At 66.7% G+C, this 24,879-nt stretch carries 16 protein-coding genes and 1 pseudogene; 10 read left to right on the forward strand and 7 right to left on the reverse strand.

Translation table 11 applies throughout. The features are described from left to right. Nucleotides 1–95 precede the first annotated feature (95 nt). Together AC07NI_RS16820 and AC07NI_RS16825 are read left to right on the forward strand one after the other, a co-directional pair. Nucleotides 96–1,616, forward strand: a complete 1,521-nt coding sequence (locus AC07NI_RS16820; RefSeq protein WP_494621143.1) for a tryptophan halogenase family protein — start codon at nucleotides 96–98, stop codon at nucleotides 1,614–1,616. Further along, nucleotides 1,613–3,163, forward strand: coding sequence for a tryptophan halogenase family protein (locus AC07NI_RS16825; protein ID WP_494621145.1), 1,551 nt, complete (start codon nucleotides 1,613–1,615; stop codon nucleotides 3,161–3,163). Before AC07NI_RS16820 ends, AC07NI_RS16825 begins: the two co-directional genes overlap by 4 nt. 31 nt (nucleotides 3,164–3,194) lie before the next feature. On the opposite strand, the gene AC07NI_RS16830 is transcribed toward AC07NI_RS16825, so the two are convergent. Then, nucleotides 3,195–4,304 carry an acyltransferase family protein gene (locus AC07NI_RS16830; RefSeq protein WP_494621147.1) on the reverse strand — a complete coding sequence of 370 codons (1,110 nt, stop codon included), beginning with the start codon at nucleotides 4,302–4,304 and terminating at the stop codon, nucleotides 3,195–3,197. Between the two features lie 86 nt (nucleotides 4,305–4,390). Continuing rightward, nucleotides 4,391–4,990, reverse strand: a complete 600-nt coding sequence (locus AC07NI_RS16835; protein WP_494621150.1) for a peptidylprolyl isomerase — start codon at nucleotides 4,988–4,990, stop codon at nucleotides 4,391–4,393. 184 nt (nucleotides 4,991–5,174) lie between these two features. Between AC07NI_RS16835 and AC07NI_RS16840 the strand changes: the two genes are divergently transcribed. The 6 genes from AC07NI_RS16840 (at nucleotide 5,175) to AC07NI_RS16865 (ending at nucleotide 14,249) form a co-directional block, all read left to right on the forward strand. Then, nucleotides 5,175–6,827: an MFS transporter gene (locus AC07NI_RS16840; protein ID WP_494621152.1), complete on the forward strand. Its 1,653-nt coding sequence runs from the start codon at nucleotides 5,175–5,177 to the stop codon at nucleotides 6,825–6,827. An 89-nt stretch (nucleotides 6,828–6,916) separates the two neighbouring features. Next, nucleotides 6,917–7,507 (forward strand): RNA polymerase sigma factor, encoded by a 591-nt coding sequence (locus AC07NI_RS16845; protein ID WP_494621154.1) that lies wholly within the window; start codon nucleotides 6,917–6,919, stop codon nucleotides 7,505–7,507. After that, on the forward strand, nucleotides 7,471–8,496 hold the full coding sequence (locus tag AC07NI_RS16850; protein WP_494621156.1) for a FecR family protein: 1,026 nt from the start codon (nucleotides 7,471–7,473) through the stop codon (nucleotides 8,494–8,496). Before AC07NI_RS16845 ends, AC07NI_RS16850 begins: the two co-directional genes overlap by 37 nt. Nucleotides 8,497–8,600: 104 nt before the next feature. Next, nucleotides 8,601–11,858 carry a TonB-dependent receptor gene (locus AC07NI_RS16855; protein ID WP_494621159.1) on the forward strand — a complete coding sequence of 1,086 codons (3,258 nt, stop codon included), beginning with the start codon at nucleotides 8,601–8,603 and terminating at the stop codon, nucleotides 11,856–11,858. A 52-nt stretch (nucleotides 11,859–11,910) separates the two neighbouring features. Further along, complete coding sequence (gene ggt, locus AC07NI_RS16860; RefSeq protein WP_494622252.1) at nucleotides 11,911–13,668, forward strand: gamma-glutamyltransferase; 1,758 nt, start codon at nucleotides 11,911–11,913, stop codon at nucleotides 13,666–13,668. 185 nt (nucleotides 13,669–13,853) lie between these two features. After that, entirely contained in the window at nucleotides 13,854–14,249 is a 396-nt protein-coding gene (locus AC07NI_RS16865) for a hypothetical protein (protein ID WP_494621161.1), read from the forward strand. Nucleotides 14,250–14,310: 61 nt separating this feature from the next. Here the strand turns inward: AC07NI_RS16865 and AC07NI_RS16870 are convergent, their stop codons facing one another. The 3 genes from AC07NI_RS16870 to AC07NI_RS16880 all read right to left on the reverse strand — a co-directional run bounded on the left by AC07NI_RS16870 (nucleotide 14,311) and on the right by AC07NI_RS16880 (nucleotide 21,759). Then, nucleotides 14,311–17,085 (reverse strand): M14 family metallopeptidase, encoded by a 2,775-nt coding sequence (locus tag AC07NI_RS16870; protein ID WP_494621163.1) that lies wholly within the window; start codon nucleotides 17,083–17,085, stop codon nucleotides 14,311–14,313. A gap of 202 nt (nucleotides 17,086–17,287) precedes the next feature. Continuing rightward, the gene (locus tag AC07NI_RS16875; RefSeq protein WP_494621165.1) at nucleotides 17,288–20,134 is read right to left on the reverse strand and encodes a TonB-dependent receptor; all 2,847 of its coding nucleotides are present in this window, start codon (nucleotides 20,132–20,134) and stop codon (nucleotides 17,288–17,290) included. A gap of 452 nt (nucleotides 20,135–20,586) precedes the next feature. Next, nucleotides 20,587–21,759 carry a glycoside hydrolase family 88/105 protein gene (locus AC07NI_RS16880; RefSeq protein WP_494621167.1) on the reverse strand — a complete coding sequence of 391 codons (1,173 nt, stop codon included), beginning with the start codon at nucleotides 21,757–21,759 and terminating at the stop codon, nucleotides 20,587–20,589. A 184-nt stretch (nucleotides 21,760–21,943) separates the two neighbouring features. On the opposite strand from AC07NI_RS16880, the gene AC07NI_RS16885 reads away from it, so the two are divergent. Beyond that, on the forward strand, nucleotides 21,944–23,212 hold the full coding sequence (locus AC07NI_RS16885; protein WP_494621169.1) for an alginate lyase family protein: 1,269 nt from the start codon (nucleotides 21,944–21,946) through the stop codon (nucleotides 23,210–23,212). 70 nt (nucleotides 23,213–23,282) lie between these two features. Beyond that, entirely contained in the window at nucleotides 23,283–23,951 is a 669-nt protein-coding gene (locus tag AC07NI_RS16890) for a dihydrofolate reductase family protein (RefSeq protein WP_494621171.1), read from the forward strand. 67 nt (nucleotides 23,952–24,018) lie between these two features. On the opposite strand, the pseudogene AC07NI_RS16895 reads toward AC07NI_RS16890, so the two are convergent. Next, nucleotides 24,019–24,093: pseudogene (locus AC07NI_RS16895) on the reverse strand (hypothetical protein); the annotation flags it as partial. A 3-nt stretch (nucleotides 24,094–24,096) separates the two neighbouring features. Next, nucleotides 24,097–24,858 carry a FadR/GntR family transcriptional regulator gene (locus AC07NI_RS16900; protein ID WP_494621173.1) on the reverse strand — a complete coding sequence of 254 codons (762 nt, stop codon included), beginning with the start codon at nucleotides 24,856–24,858 and terminating at the stop codon, nucleotides 24,097–24,099. Between the last annotated feature and the right edge of the window lie 21 nt (nucleotides 24,859–24,879).

Below are 24,879 nucleotides of genomic sequence, written 5' to 3' on the forward strand. Positions count from 1 at the left end.
GCTATCTTTTTTGGAGGCGAGGCCTGTCCGCTCAGGGCGGCAGCCGATAGCCTCAAGGCAACCGGACGAAGACGCCGGAGTCGGGAGTAAAGGCCATGCAGGACAACCGTATCCGCAAGCTCGTGATCGTCGGCGGCGGCACCGCCGGCTGGATGGCGGCGGCCGCGCTGCGGCGCCATTTCCACGGCGGTCCGCTGGAGATCACCCTCGTCGAAAGCTCCGAGATCGGCACGATCGGGGTGGGCGAGGCGACCATCCCCACCATCCGCGCCTTCTACAACCAGTTGGGCCTGACCGACATCGAGGTGATGCGGGCCACCCAGGCGACCTGCAAGCTGGGCATCCGCTTCAACGGCTGGGTCCGCGAGGGCCAGTCGTTCACCCACCCGTTCGGCCATTTCGGCCAGGACCTGAAGGGCGTCCCGTTCCATCACTATTGGCGCAAGCTGGCCCAGGCCGGCGAGCCGACGAACATCGCCGACTATTCGCTGGGCGCGTCCCTGGCCGAGGCCGGCAAGTTCATGGCCCCGACGCGCAACCCGACCTCGACCCTGTCGATCTTCGACTGGGCGCTGCACTTCGACGCCAGCCTGTTCGCGCAACTGATGCGCCGGGTGGCGGAAGAGAACGGCGTGCGCCGCATCGACGCCAAGGTCACCAAGGTCAATCTGCATCCCGAGACGGGTTTCGTGACCTCGCTCGACCTGCACACCGGCGAGACGGTGGAGGGCGACCTCTTCATCGACTGCTCGGGCTTCCGGGGTCTGCTGATCGAGGAGGCGCTGCAGACCGGCTACGAGCACTGGAACGACGTGCTGTTCTGCGACCGCGCCTATGCGGTGCAGAGCGAAGGCGTCGGCGATCCGATGCCGTACACGGACGTCACCGCCCACACCGCCGGCTGGCGCTGGCGCATCCCGCTGCAGCACCGTTACGGCAACGGCTACGTCTTCTCCTCGCGTCACATCAGCGACGAGGACGCTTTGGCCGAGCTGAAGGCGGCGATCCCCGATCCGCTGCTGCACGAGCCGCGCCTGATCCGCTTCAATCCCGGCCGCCGCAAGCAGGTGTGGAACAAGAACGTCATCGCCCTGGGCTTGGCGTCCGGTTTCCTGGAGCCGCTGGAAAGCACCTCGATCGCCCTGATCGAGACGGGCATCGAGAAGATCAAGGCGCTGTTCCCGGACAAGGACTTCGCGCCCGAGGTGGTCGACGAGTTCAACGACTGGTCCCGGCGCGAGATGGAGCGCGTGCGCGACTTCATCATCCTGCACTACTGGGCCAACAAGCGGGGCGACACGGCGTTCTGGCGCGACTGCAACCAGGTCGTTCTGCCCGAGGCGCTGCAGCACAAGGTCGACCTGTTCCGCTCGCGTGGCCACTTCGTCCGCTATCGCTGGGAGATGTTCGCCCCGCCCAGCTGGATGGCGATCTATGCCGGCTTCGAACTGCTGCCCGAGACGGTCGATCCGTCGCTGGACGGCATCGACCCCAAGACCCTGAGCGCGCCGCTGGCCGAGATGCGCAAGGCCGTCCGCGAGGTGGTGGCCAACGCCCCGCCGCACGAAGCCTTCCTCGACCAGTATTGCCGCCCCGCACCGATGGCCGCCCAATGACCCCGAAGAACCCCAAGGCCATCAAGAAGATCGTCATCGTCGGCGGCGGCTCGGCCGGCTGGATATCGGCGGCGATGCTCAGCCACTACTTCAAGGATGGCTCTTGCGACGTCGAGCTGATCGAGAGCGAGGAGATCGGCACGATCGGGGTCGGCGAGTCGACCATCCCGCCGTTCCTGCAACTGATCGCCAGCCTGGGCATCGACGAGCGCGAGTTCATCCAGGCCACCCAGGCCAGCTTCAAGCTGGGCATCCGCTTCGAGAACTGGAAGCGGAAGGGCGACACCTACTACCACCCGTTCGGCGCCATCGGCGGACCGATCGGCCCACACGAGTTCTACCAGTGCTGGCTGCGGGCCAAGGCCAACGGCCATCCGTCGAACCTGCAGGACTTCGCGCCCGGCACGGTGATGGCCGACCAGTGGAAGTTCATGCTGCCGTTCAAGGCCCAGCGCAGCCTGATCGCCGGGGCCAGCTACGCCCTGCACATCGACGCGCGGCTGATCGCCAAATATCTGCGCGACTTCGCCGAGACACGCGGCGTCAAGCGCACCGAGGGCATCGTCACCGACGTCGTCACCCACCCGGACGGTTCGGTCGCCAAGGTGGTGATGAAGAACGGCCAGGAAGTGGAGGGCGACCTCTTCATCGACTGTTCGGGCTTCCGCGCCCTGCTGATCGGCAAGACCCTGGACGTGCCGTTCAACGACTGGTCGGACATGCTGCTGTGCGATCGGGCGGTGGTGGTGCAGACCGAAAATGTCGGCGACCCGCACCCCTTCACCATCTCGGCGGCCGAGGACGCCGGCTGGCGCTGGCGCATCCCGCTGCAGCACCGCGCCGGCAACGGCTACGTCTTCAGCTCCAAGCACCTCAGCGACGACGAGGCCCGCGCCACCCTGGTGAAGAACGTCCAGGGCCCGATGCTGATGGAGCCGATGTTCATCCCCTTCAAGACCGGCATGCGCCAGCGTCTGTGGGAGAAGAACGTGGTGGCCGTGGGCCTGGCCGGCGGCTTCATCGAGCCGCTGGAATCGACCGCCCTGCACCTGATCTATCGCGGCATGGACTTCCTGCTGCGGTTCTTCCCGGACCGCGATTTCAGCCCGGCCCTGGCGGCCGAGTACAACCGGCGCATGACGGCCGATTACGAGGAAATCCGCGATTTCGTCGTGCTGCACTACTGCACGACCCAGCGCGACGACACCCCGTTCTGGCGGGCCGTGCGGGAGGCCCCGATCTCCGACGCCCTGAAGGCCAAGATCGAGCTCTTCAAGGCCTCGGGCCTGCTGCGCGAGGGCGTCGACGAGATGTTCCGCAACCCGTCCTGGCAATCGATCATGGAGGGCATGGGCGTGCGGCCCCAGCGCTACCAGCAGCTGGTCGACACCGTGCCCTACGAGGTCATCGCCCAGACGCTGGACCAGTCCAAACCGATGCTGGCCGCCCAGGTCGCGGGCCTGCCCAGCCACGGTGAATTCCTGGCCCAGAACTGTCCCGCGCCGCCGCCGGAACCGGTCAGCGCGCCGTTCAAGACGGTGGCTTGATCAGCGGGAAGCGACGGGCCCTAGGGCCGTTTCAAACCGTCGATCGGGCCGTTTCCGCGATGTTCGCGGGTTGCGCGTCGTCGGCAGGCGCGCTCGGGGTGGACGGCTTGGACTTCGGCTTGAGCTTCAGCGCGTGCTTCTCGACCGCATGCCAGGAGAAGGCGGCGAACGCCGGGATCAGCACCAGCGCGCCGGCGAAGGCGAGGAGCGGCTTTCCCGGACCGACCAGCTTCACGATCAGCTGCTGGATCGGATACGCGTAGAGATACATGCCGTAGGAATAGTCGCCCGACGCCAGGATCTTGTTGCGAGGGATGTCCACGCAGCCGAGCGCCGCGGCGACATAGGCGGCGCTGAAGCAGCCGAGCGGCGTCGTCCTCACGGTCGCCATGAGCGCCACGGTGAGCACAAGAGCGCCCACGCCCCATAGAGGCCCGGCCGGCAGCCGGTCACGCCACTTCCAGGCCATCACCCCGGCCAGGAACGAGAGCGGCAGCAGGCGCGTCCAGACGACTACCGCCGCCGCGTTGCTCGGAACGTCGATGAAGATCAGCGCCGCGACCGCGCACACGACCGTGACGCCGGTGAGGACGCCGCGCCGGGCGAAGATCCCGCACAGGAAGAGCGCCGACAGCAGGATGTAGCACTCGAGTTCGGATGGCACGGTCCAAAGCGAGCGGTTGACGATGCCGGCGTCCGGATTGTCGAGGAAGACGCCCGGCAGGAAATAGTGGATCCAGCCCAGCATGTTGGCGAAATAGCTGAAGAACTGACGGCCCGTGAAATACTCGCCGAGCGGAACAGTCGTCAGGATGGGGCCCAGGATCAGCGCGGAAAGAGCGACTTCCACGACCAGGGCGGGGAAGATGCGCAGCACCCGGGCGCTGATGAAGACTTTCAGGTTCGGGGCGCGCTCCAGGCTCGAGGCGACCAGGAAGCCGCTGAGCGCGAAGAAGATCGGCATGATGCTGCGGACGATCGGCGTCCAGATCGTTCCCCGGACCAGCGCGTCTCCGGCGTGGACGCCATAGGAGACGGTGATCGAGTGCCAGGCGATCACCGCGCCGGCCAGGACTATCCGCAGATAGTCGAACCCATTTGTCTTGCGCGCAGCAAACTGCGCCCCAAGCGTTTTCGTCACCGGGCAGCCCCCTAGTCCGAGCGATACGTGAAGCGCGCGCCTGCTTAGCGACCAGGGTTCTTCTGCGGAAGAGGTATTCTGAAGGTCTATACCCGTTTCATGGAGATGATCTTCACGGCCGGGTTCAGGATCTGGCCCTTCATCGACGGGACATTGGTCGGGCCGTCGGTGCGGCCGGCCAGGATCTTCTTCACGACGTCCATGCCCTGCACGACCTTGCCGAACACGGCGTAGCCCTGGGCCGCGTCGGACTTGCCCGGCTTGGCGTCGAGATAGGGCTGGGCGCTGGCGCAGATGAAGAAGTCGGCGGTGGCCGAGCCCGGCGCGTCGCGGCCCATCGAGATGGCCCCGGCGGTGTGCTTGAGGCCCGTCTTCAGCGTGCTCTCGTGAGCGATCGGCGGGGCGCGGCGGGAATAGGGCTTGGGCTGGCCCTGGATCGAGCCGGCGCCCGGCGCGCCCTTGGCCCGGTTGGCGCGGAAGAACTGGCCGCCATCGAAGCGGTGGCGGTCGACATAGGTCAGGAAGTTGGCCGAGGTGATCGGGGCCTTCTTGTCTTCCAGCTCGACGACGATGGTCCCCTTGTCGGTCTCGATGGCCACGCGCGGCTTGCCGGCCGCGAAGGCCGAGGTTGAGGCCAGCAGGGCGAGGGCGGCGCCGATCAGGGCGCGGCGGACGATCTGGGTCATGGGGGATCTCTACCGAAGGTTCGGCGCGACCCTAGCCGAGGGTGCGCGCCGAAGTCGACCTCACGGTCGTCGTCGTTTCTTGGTAGCGCTACCGGAAAAGCTTGATCTAAGAATCCCGTTCTCTGAGCTAGGCTCGGAACCGACCGCGGGGGACACGCGGCGATCGAGGGAAGGAACAAGCGTAATGGGGGCTGACAGCCAAGCCGCGCCCACGAAAGGGCGCGACGCGCTGGTGATCGGAGCGTCGTCGCTCGGCACCGTGTTCGAGTGGTACGACTTCTACCTCTACGGCTCGCTGGCGGTGATCATCACCGGCCACTTCTTCTCGGGCGTCAACGAGACCACCGGCTTCATCCTGGCCCTGCTGGCTTTCGCCGCCGGCTTCGCGATCCGGCCGCTGGGGGCGGTGATCTTCGGACGCTTGGGCGACATCTGGGGCCGCAAGAACACCTTCCTGATCACCATGCTGTTGATGGGCGTCTCGACCTTCGTCGTCGGTCTCTTGCCCTCGTACGAGCAGATCGGCGTCGCCGCGCCGATCCTGCTGATCGTCATGCGCCTGGTCCAGGGCCTGGCCCTGGGCGGCGAATATGGCGGGGCCGCCACCTACGTCGCCGAGCACGCGCCGGAGGGCAAGCGCGGCTTCTACACCAGCTGGATCCAGACCACGGCGACCGTGGGCCTGTTCCTGTCGCTGCTGGTCATCCTGATCGTCCGCACCCAGCTGGGCGAGGAGCAGTTCAAGGTCTGGGGCTGGCGCATCCCGTTCCTGGTCTCGCTGCTGCTGCTGGGCGTGTCGCTGTGGATCCGCCTGAAGCTGCACGAGAGCCCGACCTTCCAGAAGATGATCGCCGAAGGGAAGGGGACCAAGAAGCCGCTGGCCGAGGCCTTCGGCAATTGGAAGAACCTGAAGATCGTGCTGCTGGCCCTGGTCGGCCTGACCATGGGCCAGGCGGTGGTCTGGTACACCGGCCAGTTCTACGCCCAGTTCTTCCTGGAGAAGACGCTGAAGGTCGATGGGGCCCTGGCCAACACCCTGATCGCCACGGGCCTGCTGATCGGCACGCCGTTCTTCGTGTTCTTCGGCTGGCTGTCGGACAAGATCGGCCGCAAGTGGATCATCATCGCCGGCTGCGTGCTGGCCGCGGCGACCTATTTCCCGATCTTCAAGGCCATCACCACCTACGCCAACCCGGTCCTGGCCCATGCTGAGGCCTCGGCCCCGGTGACGGTGTCGGCCGATCCGGCCACCTGCGCCTTCCAGTTCGATCCGGTCGGCAAGGCCAAGTTCAACACCGCCTGCGACGTGGCCAAGGCCTATCTGGCCAAGGCCGGCGTCAGCTACGGCGTCCACGAGGGCTCGGCCGGCTCGCCGACCTCGGTCCAGGTGGGCAGCGTCACCCTGCAGGGCTTCGATGCGAAAGGCGCGACCGGCAAGGCCTTCGCCGCCGCCCGCAAGGCCTGGGAGACCGACCTGGGCGACCAGCTGAAGGCCGCCGGCTATCCGGCCAAGGCCGACAGCAAGCTGGTCGACAAGCCCAAGGTCATCGGCCTGCTGGCCCTGCTGGTCCTCTACGTGACCATGGTCTACGGCCCGATCGCGGCCATGCTGGTCGAGATGTTCCCGACCCGCATCCGCTACACGGCCATGTCGCTGCCCTACCATATCGGCAACGGCTGGTTCGGCGGCTTCCTGCCGACCACGGCCTTCGCGATCGTGGCGGCGACCGGCAATGTCTATTCGGGTCTCTGGTACCCGGTGATCGTCGCTTCGGTGACCGCGGTTATCGGCGGTCTGTTCCTGAAGGACACGCGTCACAACGTGATCGACGATTAGGCACGGACGTCCCGCAACCCGGCGGCCACGTCGCCGCCGGGTTGCCATTCCGTCGTTAATCCGCTTGGCTGCGCGCCGAGGGGGCGTCGATGACGCAAGACGATGAACACCGGCGCGCCTGGTTCAGGCGCGAGATCCTGCCGCTGGAGGCGGACCTGCTGGCCTATGCCCGGCAGTTCTGCCGTGACGGCCAGACCGATCCCGAGGACCTGGTCCACGAGACCTTCGCCCGCGCGATCGCCTGCAAGACCTGGCGCGAGATCGGCAATCCGGGCGCTTTCGCCACCCGCATCCTGCGCAACTGCGCGCTGGACGCCCTGCGCCGCCGCAAGGTGCTGACCATCACCGCCGTCGCCGACTTCGACCGCATCGAACCGATCGACGAGACGCCCAGCGCCCACATGCTGCTCGAATCACGTGAGGAACTTCGGCTGCTGGCGGACGCCATTGCCGAGCTTCCGACACAATGTCGGCGCGTCTTTACGTTGAGAAAAGTTTACAGCCTCTCGCCTGAGGATATAGCGGTTCGGCTCGGGCTGTCCGTCTCTACTGTTGAGAAGCATCTGGTGAAGGGCCTTCGGTACTGTTCCGACAAGCTGGGACGTCGTATCGGACGCAAGAGTAAGGTCGACGAAGGACGCTCATGGAGCGCGAAACGGGATCACGACGCGAAGCGGTGAGGCAGGCGGCCGCCCAATGGGTGGTCCGGCTTGACGATCCTTCGTGCTCGGCCGCCGATCGCGTCGCCTTCGAGGCCTGGCGCGACGACAGCCACGAGCATGAAGCCGCTTACGAGCGCGAGGCCGCCGCCTGGGCGCGGCTGGAGCGTCTGCGCGCCTTGCGTCCGGGTCTCGAGCGTCCGGATCGCGACCTGCTGGCCGATCGCCGCCCGAGCCTGCCCCTGGCGCGCGCGCCGTGGGCCCGAGGCATGGCCGCCGCGGCCGCCGTGGCTCTGGTCGTCGCCGGTACGATGACGTTCGACGGCGGCACCGCCTATGCCACCGCCATCGGCGAGCGCCGGGTCGTCGTGCTCAGCGACAATAGCCGCATCGAGCTGAACACCAACAGCAAGGTCGTCGTCCGCTACCGCAAGGGCGTGCGCGAGGTGAAGCTGATCCGGGGCGAGGCCGTGTTCGAGGCCGCCAAGGACGATGTCCGCCCGTTCGTGGTCAAGGCCGCCGACGCGGTGATGCAGGCCGACGGGACGACCGAGATGGCCGTGCGCCTGCGCTCGGACGGCGCGGCCGTGACAGTCAAGCGCGGGGTGGTCGACCTGGACGCCGCGCCTTCCGAACACAAGGACGAGCAGCGCCTGACCGCCGGCGTGGCCGCCATCTACAGCTCGGCCGGCAGCCGCTCGCGGGCGGTGTCGGACAGCGAGATCGACCGGGCCCTGGCCTGGCGCCAGGGCGCGATCGCCCTGAACGGCCAGTCGCTGGAGCAGGCGGTGGCCGAGTTCAATCGCTACAACAAGCAGCAGATCCGCATCGCCGATCCGTCGATCGCCGGCCTGCGCCTGGCCGGTTATTTCCAGACGACCGAGCCCAACAGCTTCGTCACCGCCGTGACCAGCGCCTTCCCGGTGCGCGCCGCCGCCGGCTCGGACGGGGCCATCCGCCTGTCTCGCCGCTCCGTCGCCGAAAAGGCCGCGCCCGAAAAAATGGGCTGAAAAAGTTTCGGGCCGACTGGCGGAAACGTGACGCCCTCGCGTCGGTCCAGTTGAAGGCGTCTTCCCATGGGGATGGATGACGCCCCGAGGGGTTACCAAGAAAGATGTCGATCGACACTCGCAGCCGCACCATGCGCGGCTTCCTGCTGGCGTCCGCCGCCGTGCTCGTCCTGGCCGGTCCGGCCCTGGCGCAAGAGGCCCGCCACAGCTTCAACATTCCGGCCGGCGACGCGGTCAACGCGCTGCAGACCTTCGCCAAGCAGTCGGGCAAGCAGGTGCTGTTCCCGTTCGAGGCCGCCTCGGGCAAGAGCACGCCGGCGGTGACCGGCGACGTGGCTGACGCCGACGCCCTGGCGCGCCTGACCAAGGCCGCCGGCCTGGTCGTCGCCTCTGACGACGGCAAGACCATCACGCTGCGCCAAGCATCGGCCCAAGGCCCCCAGTCCTTCAGCGCACGGGCCGGCGCGACTGACGAAGAGGCCCAGACGGTCGAGGCCATCGTGGTCGTGGGCTCGCAGATCGAAGGCGCCCGTACGACGGAAGCCCTGCCGGTGACGGTGGTCGGCGAGAACGACATCATCGCCACGGGCGCGGTGTCGGGCGACGAACTGTTCCGCGCCATCCCGCAAGCCGGCGACGTGCAGTTCCAGGAAGCTCGCACCACGGGCAACCTGAACGACGCGCGCGGCGACGTGGCCTCGCTGAACCTGCGCAGCCTGGGCACCGGCAACACCCTGGCCCTGCTGAACGGCCGCCGCGCCGTGCTGGCGCCGGGCAGCCAGACCGAGAACCTGGTGCCGGTCCAGACCGTCAACACCAACTCGTTCCCGGTCGCGGGCGTCAAGCGCGTGGAAGTCCTGCGCGACGGCGCCGCGGCCATCTACGGCACCGACGCGGTGGCGGGCGTGGTCAACACCGTGCTCGACACCAAGTTCCGCGGCCTGAAGATGGAAGCCCAGTACGGCGGCTCGGAAGGCACCAGCTACCGCGAAGGCTCGTTCAACGTGAAGGCCGGCACGCGCCTGGAAGATGGCACGCGCCTGACCTTCTTCGGCAACTACACCGGCCGCAGCCGCCTGAACGCCACCGAGCGCGACTACTCGGCCACCGAAGATCACCGCGCCCAGATCGCCAACACCCCGTGGGTGGACAACACCACCTTCGACAGCCGTTCGACCTCCAGCCCGTGGGGTTCGTTCACGCTGATCCCGTCGACCACGGCGGTTCGCCAGGGCACGACGGCCCTGACCACCTCGGGCGTGTTCCACATCGAGCCCGTCAGCAACACGGCGGCCGGCTGCTCCAGCACCGTGCTCACCGGCGGCCTCTGCATCAAGTCGGGCACCATCACGGGCACGGCCGACCGCGTGCTGCGCTATGACGAGAACCCCGACCGCACCCTGAAGGGCGGCGTCGAGCGCACCAACCTGTTCTCGACCGTCGAGCACGACTTCGGCGACATCACCGCCTATGGCGAGGCGGGCTACTACCACGCCCTGTTCACCGGCAGCCGCGAGCAGTCGGCCCCGTTGACCACGGCCCCGATCACCATCGCGGCCAACGCCTACTGGAACCCCTTCGGTCCCGTCGGCAGCGTCAACCGCCTGGCCAACCTGACCGGCGTGCCGACCGGCGGCGCGGCGATGAACATCACCACCTACCGCGTGGTCGACACCGGCCCGCGCACCTACACGGTGACGGACGACAGCTATCGCCTGCTGGGCGGCCTGAAGGGCAGCTGGAACGGCTGGAAGTGGGATTCGGCGATGCTGTATTCCAAGGCCCGCACCAAGGACATGACGCACAATGCGATCAGCAACACCCTGTTCCAGCAGGCGCTGAACCGCACCGACGCGTCGGCCTACAACCCGTTCAACGGCGGCAACCTCGAGAACTACTCGCTGGGTGACACGTCGGTGAACAGCCGCGACACGATCAACTCGTTCCTGGTCAACGTCTACCGGATCAGCGAGACCTCGCTGGCCCTGGCCGACTTCAAGGTCTCCAAGAAGGACCTGTTCCGCCTGCCCGGCGGTGATGTCGGCTTCGCCGCCGGCGTCGAGTGGCGCCGCGAGACCTATGACGACGACCGCGACGACCGCCTGGACGGCAAGATCAAGTACACCAACAGCGTCACCGGCGTGACCTACGGCACCGACGTGCTGGGCGCCTCGGGCTCGCCGGACGTGCACGGCAGCCGCTCGGTCACCTCGGCCTTCTTCGAACTGGCCGTGCCGGTCATCTCGCCGGAGATGAACATCCCGTTCGTCGAGGAGATCAGCCTGCAGATCGCCGCGCGCGGCGAGGACTATTCGGACTTCGGCAGCGTCTATAAGCCCAAGGGCGCGATCTACTGGAAGGTCGGCCACGGCCTGGCCTTCCGCGGCTCGGTCTCGCAGAGCTTCCGCGCGCCGAACCTGCCGCAGTTCTACAGCGACGGCGCCACGGTCTCGAACAGCCGCACCGACTACGGTTCGTGCCGCATCAACGGCACCACCTGCGCCAGCATCAGCACGATCGAGTCGCGTAGCGGCAACAAGAACCTGAAGCCGGAAGAGGCCGACAACGCCACGGTCGGCTTCGTCTACCAGCCGGACTTCATCCCGGCCCAATACGGCAAGCTGACCCTGACGACCGACTTCTGGTCGATCCGCGAGAAGGGCGTCATCGGCGTCGTCGGCGGCTACAACGCCATCGCCTACGACTACTATCTGCGCCTGCACGGCTCCTCGAACCCGAACGTCGTCCGCGACGCGCCGGTCGGTGGCGTGGCGGTGGGCAACATCGCCTACATCAACGACACCTATCAGAACCTGCAGCCGCGCATGGTCCAGGGCGTCGACTTCAGCGTCGACTACGACCTGGACGACACCCCGTGGGGCGACTTCGGCGTGTCGGTCAACGTCGCCAAGATGCTGAAGTACGACCAGTCGGCCAGCCCGCTGGAATCGCTGCTGCAGACGGCCGTCGCGGCCGGCGAATTGCCGGGCCTGACGATCTTCTCGGCCGGCAACCAGATCAAGATGGATGGCTTCCCCGAGTTCCGCGCCACGGGCAACGTCACCTGGCGCTACAAGAACTGGGGGGCGGGCGCCTTCGTGCAGTATGTCGGCGCGACCTACGACACCGGCCCGGCCCAGGTGAACGGCCAGTACTTCCCGGTGAAGGACTGGACCACGGTCAGCCTGTACGCCCAGTACGCGTTCAAGGACGGCATGTTCGACGGCTCGACGGTCCGCATCGGCGCGCGCAACGTGTTCGACAAGGACCCGCCGATCGCCTCGTCCAACTTCGGCTACCTCGGCAGCCTGCACAACGCGACGGGCCGCTACTGGTACCTGAACCTGTCCAAGAAGTTCTAGGCATCCCACAGCGGGGCGGTTCTCCGGAGCCGCCCCGTTTCTCTTCGCGCGTATCGTTTTGCGAGGCTCGACCTTGAAACCCTTCCGCCTGTTCGCCACGGCCGCCTCGGCCCTGGCGCTCGCCATCACGCCGATCGCTTCCAGCCAGGCCCTGGCCCAGAGCAAGCAGCTCCTGGAGTATCCCAGCATCCACTCGCCGGTCGTGGGCGAGAAGGGGATGGTGGTCAGCCAGAACGCCATCGCCACCAAGGTCGGCGTCGAGATCCTGCGCCAGGGCGGCAACGCCGTGGATGCCGCGGTCGCCACCGCCTTCGCCCTGGCCGTGACCCTGCCGCGCGCCGGCAATATCGGCGGCGACGGCTTCATGATGGTCTACATGGCCAAGACCAACGAGACGGTCTTCATCGACTATCGGGGCATCGCGCCCAAGGCCGCCAAGCTCGAAACCTTCGTCGACGCCAACGGCAAGGAGATGGACGACGTCGCCTCGCGCGGCTATCGCGCGCCGACCGTGCCGGGCACCGTCGCCGGCCTCTTCCTGGCCCACCAGAAATACGGCCGCCTGCCGTGGAAGTCGGTCGTCGAGCCGGCCTTCAAGCTGGCCAGCCAGGGCGTGGCCCTGTCGCCCGACGAGGCCTTCGTGTTCAGCTGGGGCAAGCAGCGCCTGTCCGAAAGCGCGGCCGGCAAGGCGGCGTTCTACAAGCCCGGCGGCGAACTCTATCGCGCCGGCGAGATCCTCAAGCAGCCGGACCTGGCCTGGTCGCTGCGCCAGATCGCCGACCAGGGCGCCGACGCCTTCTACAAGGGCGAGATCGCCCAACGCTTCGCCGCCGACATGAAGGCCCATGGCGGCCTGATCACCGCCGAGGACCTGGCGTCCTACAAGGCCGTGGTCCGTCAGCCGCTGGAAGGGACCTATCGCGGCCTGACCGTGAAGACCTCGCCGCCCGCCAGCGCTGGCGGCGCGACCCTGCTCGAGATGCTGAACATCCTCGAGCAGTTCGACCTCAAGGCCTCGGGCCCCGGCTCGGCCAAGTCGCTGCACCTGATGGCCGAGGCCATGAAGCTGGGCTACGCCGACCGGGCGAAGTTCCTGGGCGACACCGACTTCGTGAAGGTGCCGCTGAAGGGCTTCACGTCGAAAGCCTATGGCGTCGAGCGCGCCAAGCTGATCGACCCCAACAAGGCCAAGTCCGCCAAGGAGCTGGGCGTCGGCGATCCGTGGGCGTTCGAGAGCCACAACACCACCCACTTCTCGGTGGCGGACGCGGACGGCAACGCCGTCTCCAACACCTTCACCCTGGGCGCGGACTTCGGCTCGGGCGTGATGGTGGCCGGCGCGGGCTTCGTGCTGAACAACCAGATGAACAACTACTCGCACGCGGCGGCGTGGCGGGCCCAGAAGAGCGGCCGGCCCTTGCCGCCCAATGCCCTGCAGCCCGGTAAGCGCGTGCTGTCGACCATGATGCCGACCATGATCTTCAAGGACGGCAAGCCGTGGCTGATCACCGGCACGCCGGGCGGCAGCACGATCATCGACACGGTGCTGCAGGTCATCGTCAACGTCGTCGACTTCAAGCTGAACGTGGCCGAGGCCACCCATCAGCCGCGCATCTTCCAGAACGCCAGCGACGAACTGGAGGTCGAGCCGAACTTCAATCCCGACACCGTGGCCCTGCTGAAAGCGATGGGCCACCCAGTATCCTCGGACGAGACCATGGGCTCCGCCCAGTCGATCATGATCGAAAAGGGTCTCTACCTCGGTGGAGCGGACCCCCGCCGCCCCGGGGCCGAGGCGATCGCGCCCTAGGGGTCAACTCCCCCCACCGAGAGACCTCGGGATGCGATCCATCGGCGCCGGGACTGCCCTCCCGGCGCCGATTTTCGTTTGAAGCCAGGCGATTGCGGGGCGCGACCAAGACGCCCTATGGTGGCGCTTTCAAGCATGAGTAGGCGCGAGGGCTTCTACGAAGCCTCGCGTGATTGGGGGAAGAAATGTGGACTGCACTCGCTCTCGCGGCGGCCGCCGCGACGTCGTTCAACCTGAACTGCTCGGGTGACCGAACGACCTTGAGCACGGTGAGCGATAAGAAAATCTCGCCCTATTCGGATGTCTATCGCGTCGATCTCAAGGCCAAGAAGTGGTGCCGAGGCGAGTGCAAGGTTCTGCTCGATGTGGTCGATGCGCAGCAGACGCTCTTGGTCCTTCAACGTGTTCAACCGAAAAGCCCTGGTGAGTCGGAGATCGACAACTACATCGACCGCACCACGGGAGAGCATCACCAGACCATCAAGTCGAACTTCAGCGGCGTTTCGATGATGATCGCTTACGATGGCAAGTGTGAGAAGGCCGACTTCAGTGGCTTTCCGAAGTTCGACACCAAGTTCTAGTTGAGCGCTGTAGTGGTCCCGGATCGGCCATAGGGGCCGTCCGGGACCATAAGGGTGAGCGCTACTTGCCGCTTACCGCCGGCCCGTACAGCAGGCCGTTGAACAGGAACTTGAACGTTCCGTACGACTGCGCCCGTTGGGTGATCTCCGGACCGAAGACGAAGACCTTGCCCTTGCCGACGTCGATGTCGAGCATGGCGGTCGAGCCCTTCAGCTTCTCCTGACCGACGGCCCAGCCGCTGCGCAGGGGCTTGTCGGCGTCGAACCAGGCCACGCGCGACACACCTTTCGCATCAGCCTTCACGGTGAAGGCCGGGCTGCGGTCGAAGAACACGTCGACCTGGTCCGAAGCCCCGTAGGCTAGCGGCTGCTTGGGATCGACCTTGGCGCGCAGCACCGAGCCCGGGATGTAGAGCTCGCGGGTGGTCAGGGCCTTCAGCTGGCCGTTCTCCATCTTGGCGGTGGCGACGTCGACCGGCGCGCCCAGGGCCGTGGCCAGGCGCGTCGAGGCGCCGATGGCCACCACCGTGCCGCCGCCCTTCACGAAGTCGGCGATCTTGGGCAGGGTCTTCTCGTCGGTCACCCGGCCGAGCCAGGCGCGGTATTCGGCCGGGATCTCTTCCGGCTTGGGCTGGGGACCGCCGCGACCGGCCTTGAACGGGCCGTCGGCCGGAGCGGGGACGACGCCGTCCGGGAACACCAGCACGTCGTAGTCCTTGGCGATGTCGCCGGCGTCCAGGCGCTGCGGGTAGACGACCTGGAAGGGCGCCTCGAACTTCTCGAACATCCAGCGGTTCCAGCCCGAGGGCATCGAGCCGCCATAGACGTCCACGAGGCCGATGCGGATCGGCTTGAGGGCGATGGTCGCGCCCGACGGTTTGCCGCCGACGGCGTAGGCGTCGATGCCCAGGTCCTTGACGCCCTTGTCGATCACCGCCTTGGCGGCGGGCGAGGCGGGGACGAAGATCGCGCCGGGACCGAAGGCGGTCTTGCCGGCCTTGGCGCCGTCCTTGACCCAATAGACCTTGGCGCCGGCCTTCAGCAGGCGGTTGGTCAGGGTGAAGCTGCCGTTGGTCTCGTGGCTGACCAGCCAGCCCGCGCCGCCCGAGCCCTTCACCGCGCCAGGCGTCACCGACATCACGTCCGGCACGCGGGTCGTGGGGGCGTCGAAGCCCTCCAGGATGCGGTCGTACTTGATGCCCATCTGGTAGGCGAGGGTGTAGCCGGTGACGTCGTACGGCGCCTTGGGCGGGCCGCCCGGATATTCCAGGTCGTGCGGGTGATCCTGCGGCTCGAACATGTCCATGATGTGCGGGCGATAGGCCTGGGCTGAGCGCACGACGTAGGAGCCGGCCGGATAGGTCTTGCCACCGACGGTGAAGGCCTTGGTGGCCTTGTCCACGTCGACGCCGGTCTTGATCAGGGCGTTGAGGAAGGCCACGACCGTGGGCATGTCGGCCTGGTCGGCCGGGATGATGTAGCCGCGCGGATCACGCTCTTCCGGGGTCTGGAGGACCGTCTTGTAGAGCTTGGGATCGATCGCCTGGCCGTACGGACCCGGCTTGTCCTTGCCGGCGGCCTGCAGCTCCTCGACGCGGGTCGGGGTGATCGTCCAGGTGTCCTTGTTGCCGCGCTTGATGCTGTTGTCGCCCATCTTCCAGATGTTGAAGAGCAGGCGTTCCTTGTTGCGGGCGGCGTAGTCGACCACGGCCATGTTCATGGTCCACTGGTAATCCAGCGAGTCCTGCAAATGCCATTCGCGCGGCGCGATCGGCGCGGGGCGGTCGTTGCCCGGCAATTGCAGCTCCGGCACCAGGTTCACGGTCGTCGGGGTCGGGCCGCCGATGATCTCGGTCAGCAGGCCGATCGAGTTGTGGAAATAGGCGACCGACCGCTCCATGCCGTTGTGCCAGGTGGAGTAGGGCGCGGCGCTGCGGGCGCCCGAGCCCGGCTTGTCCTCGGCCACCAGGCGGCTGTGCATGGCCATGCCGACCTCTTGCAGCTCGGTCATGACCAGCGGGTCGTAGTTGAAGTTGAACGGGTCGCGGAACGGCGGGACGAACACCACCATGCCGTTGGGGCCGGTCTGGTGCTGGTTGTAGACGATCTGCGGATACCACTCGCGGAACAGCTGCTTGTTGACGTTGGTGGTCTCGGCCATCGACGACATGAAGCTGTCGCGGTTGTTATCGTGGCCGATATACTTGTGGTACAGGCGCGGCAGCGAGTTGAACTCGCGCTTCTTCGGATCCTGGTTGCGCATGTACCAGTCCGAGATCATCTCCATCCCGTCCGGATTGTCCTGGCCGAACAGGATGATGGTGTCGTCCAGCATCCGCATGGTCTCGGGATCGGTCTGGGTCAGCATCCGGTAGAGGACCTGGATCTGGCCCTGCGAGGTGATGGTCTCGCTGGCGTGCAGGCCGGCGTCGATCCAGACGATCGCCTTGCCCTCGGCGGCCAGCTTGCGGGCCTCGTCTTCCTTGACGCCCTCGGCCTTGGCCAGCTTGCGGGAGATGTCCTTATAGTGGTCCAGCTTGGCCAGGTTGGCCGGCGAGGAGACGATCGCCACCCACATGGTGCGGCCTTCCTCGGTCTTGCCGATGTCGACCAGCTTCATGCGGTCCGACTGGCCGGCCAGGGTCTTCAGATAGGCCTCGTAGGCGGTGTAGTCGGCCAGGAAGTAGTCGCTGCCGACCGGCTGGGCGAAGGCCTTGTCCGGCGGGGTGATGTCGGCGGCGATCGCGCCGCTAATCCCCGTGAAAGCCAGCACCACGCCAAGGGCCGCCCCGGCCATCGCTCCGCTACGCGTCATAGTCACTCCCCGTAAGCCCATGGCGGTCGCATTGGCGCGTCGCCCCTCTTTAGATTGACGTAAGTGGAGGGCTTTTCCGCACGTGCGGCAACGGGCGGGGCAGCCCATTTTTTCATCCGCACGGAAAGCAAGCGCGCAAAAGGAAAGGGGCCGCCCTCGCGGACGACCCCCTCCATCTCATCGGACCATACTCACGCGGTCCGTACGCGAGATCTTGTGGCGACTAGTACTTCACGCGCACGCCGACGCGGAAGAAGCGGCCCACGATGCCCGACTGCGAGTAGGTCGGGTTCCAGTTCACGCCGGCGTAGTTGGCCGGGTTGAACATCGGGCCGGTGTCGAACAGGTTCATGACGTCGGCATAGACCGTCGCCTTCTCGGTGACGTCGTATGCGCCCGTCAGGTCGACGGTCGTGAACGACTTCACGCGGCAGTTGAAGTTCGAGTCGCCGTAGAGGCAGGCGCTGTCGTAGCTGTCGTCCTCTTCGCGCATGCCCGAGACGTAGCTCATGGTGCCCGTCACGTGGATGGGACCGCGCTCGAAGGTGTTCATCCACGACAGGCGGTTCTTCGGCGTACCAGCGCCCGACGACAGCACGTACGGGGCTTCCTTGCCCACGTAGTTATAGGTCGTGCCGTCCTGGGTGTACTTGTAGTCGAAGATGGTCGTGGCATCGAGGTTGGTCGTCCACTTCACGTCGGCCGGCAGGTAGAACGTGGCCTGGACGTTGAGGTCCAGACCGCTGGTCACCAGCGAGTCGGCGTTGATGTAGGGCGAGGCGACCGAGAGCACGCGCGCCAGGGCGGTCGGGTGTTCCGGATCGATCGCGTCGGCGACGACGGTGTAGCCGGCCGGGATGGCCTGGCCCGAGTAGTAGGCGGCCAGAGCCGTGCCCGCGCTGGCTTGCGCGATCACGTCGTTCTTCTTGATGTGGTAGTAGTCCAGCGAGACGCTGAAGGCGCGGGTGGGAGCCCACACGGCGCCGAAGGTGTAGCTGGTCGACTTCTCCGGCTTCAGGTCCGGATTGGCCGTGGTGATCGACGAGAGCGAGTAGGCCTTGGTGTACTCGTTGTTGCCGTGGGAGTCGCGGAACGCGGCGTACTGGTCGGCCTTGAACGAGAACGTCGTGAAGCCCTGGCTGGCCGAGTTACCGGCTTCCGAGAACGACGGCGCGCGGAAGCCCTTCGAGAACGTGCCGCGCAGGGCGACCGTCTTGATGGGCGTGAACTTGACGCCGATCTTCGGCGAGAAGTTGCCGCCGAAGTCCGAGTAGTGGTCGTAGCGGCCCGACAGGTTGAACTCGAGCTGGGTCGTGACCGGCAGGCCGACTTCGGCGAAGGCCGAGGCGACGGTGCGGTTCCCCTCGGTGCGGGCGTTGCCCAGACCTTGCGCGTCGTTGACCGGGTTCAGGGCCGGGTCGTTGGTGGCTTCGTAGCGGAACTCGCCGCCGACACCCAGCTGGGCGTCGCCGCCCGGCAGGCTGAACAGGGCGTGCGAGGCCTGGAAGTTCACCGAGTCCATGTCGGTGGTCGAGGTCTTGGCCAGGACCGGCGACAGGGCGTTACGGACGGCCTGGCTGTTCTTCGACGGATCGATGAAGTTGTAGGCGCCCGTGTTGATGTCGCTCATCAGCTGCTTGTAGCTGACGAAGCCGGTCTGGGCGCTTTCCAGGGTGTCGTGCGCGATGACGACGTTGGCCTGGTAGTTCCACTCGTTGATGTCGCCCTTCACGCCGCCGACCACACGGAACATGCGGTTGGTGTAGCGCGCCGTGGCGGGCAGGTCGCTGAAGCGGTACTTGATCAGCGCGTAGTCGCCGGTCGAGGCGAATGGGTTGTTCGGGTTCAGCGCGCGGTCGGCGGCGGTGGCGCACGAGACGCCAGCCGAGCAGATGTAGACCGGCAGGACCAGGTTGGTCAGGTTGTTCGGGGTGCTCGACGAGATCGGAACCGGGGTGCCGTTCACCGACGTCTTCGACTGGATGAAGCTGCCCGACAGATAGGCCTCGAAGTTGTCGTTCGGCTTGATCGTGAAGCGACCATAGGTGCCGACGCGCGACTGCTTGGGCTGGATGTCGCCGAAGTTGGCGATGTTCTGGGCGCAGTACGTGCCCATCAGGACGCCGTCCTCATCGAACTGCGAGGTCAACGGGGCGTCGGCGGCGCAGGTGCGCAGCGGCTGCCAGACGTTGGTCGGGCTGTCGATGGCGATGCCCGTGGCCAGGTTGCCTGGCGTGCCCAGGGTGGCGCGCTTGACGTTGCCGTAGAAGGTGCTGCCACCGGTCTGCGGGTTGTTGTTGGCGCCGCCCGGGATCGAGGACAGATCGTTGGTGTTGTACGGGAAGCCGCGCTGGTCGCCGCGGATGCGCTTGTCCAGCTGGTACTCGACGTCGAAATAGACGTTGTACTTGTCGGTATCCAGGTCGCCGTAGCCGACGTCGCCGTTGAAGCGATACTGGTCGCCGCCGCCGTGCTCGCTCGTGCCGTACGAGGCGTCGGCCGACATGCCCTGGTAGTTCGACTTCATGATGATGTTGACGACGCCGCCGATGGCGTCGGCGCCGTACAGCGACGAGGCGCCGTCCTTCAGGGTCTCGATGCGTTCAACGGCGTTGAACGGGATCGAGTTCAGGTCGACGAACGCCTTCTGACCGTCGTCGGCCAGCGGGTAGTTGGCGTTGCGCAGGCCGTCGATCATGACCAGGGTCGAGTTCACCGACAGGCCGCGCAGCGACACGCCGGTCGAGCCGGCGGCGAAGCCGCTGCCGAAGGCGGCCGGGATCGAGCCCGAGTTGTCGGCCGACAGGCTGCGGATGGCGTCCGACACCGTCGTGATGCCCTGGGCCTTCAGCTGCTCGGTCGTCTGGACCGTGACCGGCGAGGGGGTGGCTGTGTCGGTGCGGCGCAGCAGTGAGCCGGTGACGACGACAGCTTCGACTTCATTGTCCTGAGCGGCCGCGGGCGCGGTCGGCGCGGCGGTCTGAGCGTTCGCGGCGAAGCCGGCCAGCGCGGCCACGCCAACGATCATCGAGGTGGTGAGCAACCGACCCCGGGTAACCTGATACTTCATATCGATATCCTTCCGGGCCGCCCTCGTCGGCGCGAGCGCCGGCGTCCTTACAGCCCGATGCAAGATTTGTTTCCCGCCGCGATCCGGCGGTTATCGGCGCCTTAGGAGCTTCCGGGACGCTCGGTCAATCGCGAGTCCCGGCGTGTAATCGTATTGTCGTGAAACTGTATCCCTAAGGCCACGACTCTGGCCAATTGGGGCGGGAATGAGACAACGCCATATCTCTGGCGAAACATTACGGAAATTTATAACGCCACTCTTGGAACAATGTCGAAATCTCATCGTTCGCGGAACGGTGAACTCTATGTAGCGTTTTTAGTGTAGATAATAATCGCTGAATTTGTTGAATAACGATATTCAGAACGGACGCGCGTTCGCGTGAAGCCGGACGTGTATCCGCGCGCGCAAATCGTCAGTCTTCGTACGGAATTCGAAGCGGGAGTGTGGCGGCGCTAGAAGCGGCCGCGCGAGACTTCCGACGCCGCCAACAGGAAGGCTCCCGCGCCGTAAAGCTGCGTGTCGTCGGCCTCGACGTGGTCGGGCGCGTAGCCGACCTGCTGCACCCAGCCGAGTTTTCCGCCCGGTTGCACGGCCTTGGCGAGGGCGGTCCAGCCGCGTCGTGTGGCGGCTTCGTATTTTCGGTCTCGCAGGAGACCCGTGTTCACGCCCCAAGCCAGGCCATAGACGAAGAAGCCCGTGCCGCTGCTCTCGGGCGGGCTGTGTTCGGGCGCCAGAAGCGACACCGACCAGTAGCCGTCGGGCTTCTGCAAGCTCACCAGCTTGGCCGACATCCGCCGAAATAGCGCCACATAGCGCGGGCGCGACGGGTGATCGGCCGGCAGGGTCTTCAGGATGTTGACGATCCCGGCATAGGTCCAGCCGTTGCCGCGGCTCCAGAAAATCTTGCGACCCTGGTCGCGCTTATCGAAATAGCGGCTGTCGCGGAAGTATAGGCCGTCCTGCTTGTCCAGCAGCCATTCGGTGGTGGCCCAGAACTCCCGGTCGCCATAGGCGGCGTAGCGTGGGTCCTTCGTGGCCGCTGACAGGGCCACCCAGGTCGGCGGGGCCATGAACAGCGCGTCGCTCCAGCACCAGCGGGCCTGGCAGGGCTGATCCTCCTGACCGTCGATGAAGGTCAGGTCGGCCTTGGGCGGATCGGCCAGGATGGCGTCGAAGCGGGCCTTCACCGGGGCGATCTGGGCGGGGTCGTGGTCGCGGCCGTACACCCAGATCCAGGACTGGGCGATGACGTGGTCGTCGGCGTGCAGCGGCCGCTGGCCCAGGCCCCAGCCCTGTTCGACGCCGTGTGCGCGTAGGGCCTGGGCGTAGCCCGCATCGCCCGTCCGTTGGGCGAAGGCGGTCAGGCCGGCATAGAAGGCGCCCTGGATCCAGCCGCGCGGGTTCTGGGTCTTGGGGCGCTGGGTCTTCACGTAGTCGAACTGGCCGTCCATGTGGCGCAGCTGCCAGTCGGCGACGGCGCGGCCCAGGGTCAGGGCGGAGGCGGCCGGATCGGCCTGGACAGTGGGTGGCTTCGGAGGCTGCGAAGCTTGCGCATAAGCGCGTAATGGGGCGGGCAGGGCGCTCAGGGCCAGGCAGGCCACGGCCGTCGCGAACCGCACGCGCATCGAAACCTCCCCTCGCCTCTGTCGGGCGCCGCTGAAAGTTGTCTTACCTGATCTCGCCACTTGCAGGCAAATCTGGTCCAGCATGTGGAATTCTGGTCATGCCAGTTGCTTGTCTGGTCGCCCAATTTTGGTGTAGCTGGAATCTGACACCGGTTTCCAAGGCCGGGCGAGGAGGAAAGACCCGATGATCCGATCGATCCGAACCCTGACCCTTTGCGCCGTCGCCCTGGGCGCGCTGTCCACCGCCGCGCCCGCCTTGGCCTCCGGTCCGGTCTGCAAGGCCGAGAACGGCTATGCCGCCGACTTCGACGGCCGCCGCACCTTCCGCTGGAAGCCCGAGGCGCTGAAGGCCGCCAAGGCCAACCTCGTCGATCCGTCCGTCGCTCCGGCCTACAAGGCCCTGATGGCTCGTGCCGACAAGGCGCTGAACGGCCCGTACTACGCCGTCACCGAGAAGACCCGCACGCCGCCCAGTGGCGACAAGCACGACTACATCTCGATGGGCCCGTACTGGTGGCCCGACCCCGCCCAGCCGAAGGGCGAGCCCTATATCCGCAAGGACGGCGAGGTGAATCCCGAGCGCAACACCGAGGCCTTCGACGCCGTGCGCATGGACAATATGGCCAACGCCGTCGAGGCCCTGTCGCTGGCCTACTATTTCACCGACGACGCCAAGTACGCCAAGAAGGCCTCGGAGCTGCTGTACGTCTGGTTCCTGGACCCGGACACCCGGATGCGGCCGCACATGACCTATGCGCAGGGCGTTCCCGGCCGCACGCCCGGCCGCGCCGAGGGCGTGCTGGACACCTTCCGCCTGCTGCGCGTGGTCGAGTCGATCGGCCTGCTGGCCCCGTCGGGCGCGATCAAGCCGGCCGAGCAGACGGCGCTCGAGCACTGGTTCGAGGTCTACACCCAGTGGCTCCAGAAGGGCGCGACGGCCAAGGAAGAGCAGGCGGCCCAGAACAACCACGGCATCTGGTACGACTATCAGCTGGCGACCTTCTCGCTGTTCGCCCGCAAGCCCGATCTGGCCAAGGCGACGATCGCCGGAGCCGGCAAGACCCGCATCGACCCGCAGATCGATCCCGACGGCAAGATGCCCAAGGAGCTCGCCCGCACCCGGGGCCTGCACTACAGCTACTTCGCCATCGAGCCCCTGGTCGGCATGGCCGAGCTCGGCCCCTGCGTCGGCGTCGACCTGTGGAACTACAAGGGTCCGAAGGGGCAGGGCCTGCGCGCCGCCTTCGACTACCTGGCGCCTTACGTCGGCAACGAGGCGGCTTTCCCGTTCAAGGAACTGAAGCCGCAGGACGCCACGGAGGAGGCCCTGCCGCTGTATGACTTGGCGGCGGCGGCATACGGCGACGCGGGCTTGGCGCAGAAGGCCGACTACATCGCCAAGAAAGATCCGGCGGATCAGAGCCGGCTGACGATCGGGGCTTACAAGAAGTAGAAAATCAGAGGCGGCTGTCGGGAACACCGGCCGCCGCCCGTTCCTTGGCCAAGCGCCAAGGAGAACGCCCATGAGAAAGCTGATCGTCGCCGCCTTCGTCAGTCTGGACGGCGTGATGCAGGCCCCCGGCGGGCCGCCGGAGGACCCGTCGCACGGCTTCCCGTTCGGCGGCTGGCTGCCGCCGCTATTCGACGACGTGGCCGGCAAGGCCAACTGGCGGATGTTCGAGCAGCCGTTCGACCTGCTGCTGGGCCGCAAGACCTACGAGATCTTCGCCGGCCACTGGCCGTTCGCGCCGGACGACGACCCGATCCGCCAGGTGTTCGACAGGGCGACCAAGTTCGTCGCCACCCGCGATCCCGGCTTCAAGCTGACCTGGCGAAACAGCCGCTGGCTGGGCGAGGATCCGGTCACGGCGATCAAGCGTCTGAAGACGGAGGAGGGCCCCGACCTGCTGACCCAGGGCTCATCCGACCTCCTGAGGACCCTGTTCGCGGAGGACTTGGTCGACGAGCTGCACACCCTGACCTTCCCGGTGGTGCTGGGGCAGGGCAAGCGGCTGTTCCAGGACGGGGCGGCGCCGCGCACCTTCACGCTGCTGGAGAGCGAGGTCTCGCCCAAGGGCGTGGTGATCAGCCGCTACGCCCGCGCGGGTGCGGTCGAGACCGGCTCGTTCATGCACGCCGAGCCGAGCGCGCTGGAGTTGGAGCGTCGGAAGAAGCTGGCGGGGGAAGGCTAGTGCGGCTGAGCGCCCCCTCCGTCTCGCTGCGTATCCGCAGCGATCCACCTCCCCCGCTTCGCAGGGGAGGAGAAGTTCTTTCCTCCTGCCCCGCTTGCGGGGGAGGTGGCGCGGCGCCGATAGGCGACGTGACGGAGGGGGCGCTCTAGATCGCCGAGCGGCGGGCCAGCTCGGTGCGCCGCGCGGCCACCTCGTTCCGCGCCCGCTCCAGCGCGTCGATCTCGGTCGCGGTCAGCAGGTTGTCGATCACCCGGCCCAGGTGCTCGCGCATGGCGTTGCGGGCGGCGGTGGGGTCGCGTTCCTTGAGGGCCAGGAGGATCTCCTGGTGGTCATCGATCAGCGGGCGCACGCCGACCTGGCGGGCGCGTTCCAGCATGGCGCGGCACAGGGGCGACTTGTAGCGCAGGTCCCAGAGGTTCTCGACCACGGTGACGAAGGCGCTGTTGCGGCTGGCCTGGGCGATGGTGACGTGGAAGCGGCGGTCGGCGCGGTCGCCCTTCACGTTGTTGTCGTTCTCCACGACCATGTCGTCGAGGATGACGGCCAGCTCGGCCAATTCCTCGTCGGTGATGGTGGCGGCGGCCAGGGCGGCGACCTCGCCCTCGATCAGGCGGCGGGCCTCGGTCAGCTCGAAGGCGCCGATGTCGAGTTCGGGCGCCTGGGCCTCGGGACGCGGGGCTTCGGTGACATAGACCCCTGAGCCGTGACGCGCTTCGACCAGGCCGCGGATTTCCAGGGCGATCATCGCCTCGCGCACCGTCGGGCGGCTGACCTTGTAGTCTTCAGCCAGATCACGCTCGGACGGCAGGCGCTGGCCAGGGCGGTGCGTGCCGTCGCGAATCGCGTCGGCGATCGAATTGGCCACTTGTTGGTACAGCTTGCGGGTCTCGGCCGTCGAAGTCGTCATCGTCTCGTCAATCCAGCCGAC

Source organism: Caulobacter sp. GW821-FHT10E02 (assembly GCF_059415225.1).

What these genes read in the sequence shown, in the direction of transcription:
- AC07NI_RS16845 (WP_494621154.1), top strand. Translation starts at nt 6,917, where the DNA reads ATGACGCAAGACGATGAACACCGGCGCGCCTGGTTCAGGCGCGAGATC.
- AC07NI_RS16870 (WP_494621163.1), bottom strand. Translation starts at nt 17,085, where the DNA reads ATGGGCTTACGGGGAGTGACTATGACGCGTAGCGGAGCGATGGCCGGG.
- AC07NI_RS16840 (WP_494621152.1), top strand. Translation starts at nt 5,175, where the DNA reads ATGGGGGCTGACAGCCAAGCCGCGCCCACGAAAGGGCGCGACGCGCTG.
- AC07NI_RS16890 (WP_494621171.1), top strand. Translation starts at nt 23,283, where the DNA reads ATGAGAAAGCTGATCGTCGCCGCCTTCGTCAGTCTGGACGGCGTGATG.
- AC07NI_RS16875 (WP_494621165.1), bottom strand. Translation starts at nt 20,134, where the DNA reads ATGAAGTATCAGGTTACCCGGGGTCGGTTGCTCACCACCTCGATGATC.
- AC07NI_RS16865 (WP_494621161.1), top strand. Translation starts at nt 13,854, where the DNA reads ATGTGGACTGCACTCGCTCTCGCGGCGGCCGCCGCGACGTCGTTCAAC.
- AC07NI_RS16835 (WP_494621150.1), bottom strand. Translation starts at nt 4,990, where the DNA reads ATGACCCAGATCGTCCGCCGCGCCCTGATCGGCGCCGCCCTCGCCCTG.
- AC07NI_RS16880 (WP_494621167.1), bottom strand. Translation starts at nt 21,759, where the DNA reads ATGCGCGTGCGGTTCGCGACGGCCGTGGCCTGCCTGGCCCTGAGCGCC.
- AC07NI_RS16850 (WP_494621156.1), top strand. Translation starts at nt 7,471, where the DNA reads ATGGAGCGCGAAACGGGATCACGACGCGAAGCGGTGAGGCAGGCGGCC.
- AC07NI_RS16820 (WP_494621143.1), top strand. Translation starts at nt 96, where the DNA reads ATGCAGGACAACCGTATCCGCAAGCTCGTGATCGTCGGCGGCGGCACC.
- AC07NI_RS16885 (WP_494621169.1), top strand. Translation starts at nt 21,944, where the DNA reads ATGATCCGATCGATCCGAACCCTGACCCTTTGCGCCGTCGCCCTGGGC.
- AC07NI_RS16855 (WP_494621159.1), top strand. Translation starts at nt 8,601, where the DNA reads ATGTCGATCGACACTCGCAGCCGCACCATGCGCGGCTTCCTGCTGGCG.
- AC07NI_RS16825 (WP_494621145.1), top strand. Translation starts at nt 1,613, where the DNA reads ATGACCCCGAAGAACCCCAAGGCCATCAAGAAGATCGTCATCGTCGGC.
- AC07NI_RS16900 (WP_494621173.1), bottom strand. Translation starts at nt 24,858, where the DNA reads ATGACGACTTCGACGGCCGAGACCCGCAAGCTGTACCAACAAGTGGCC.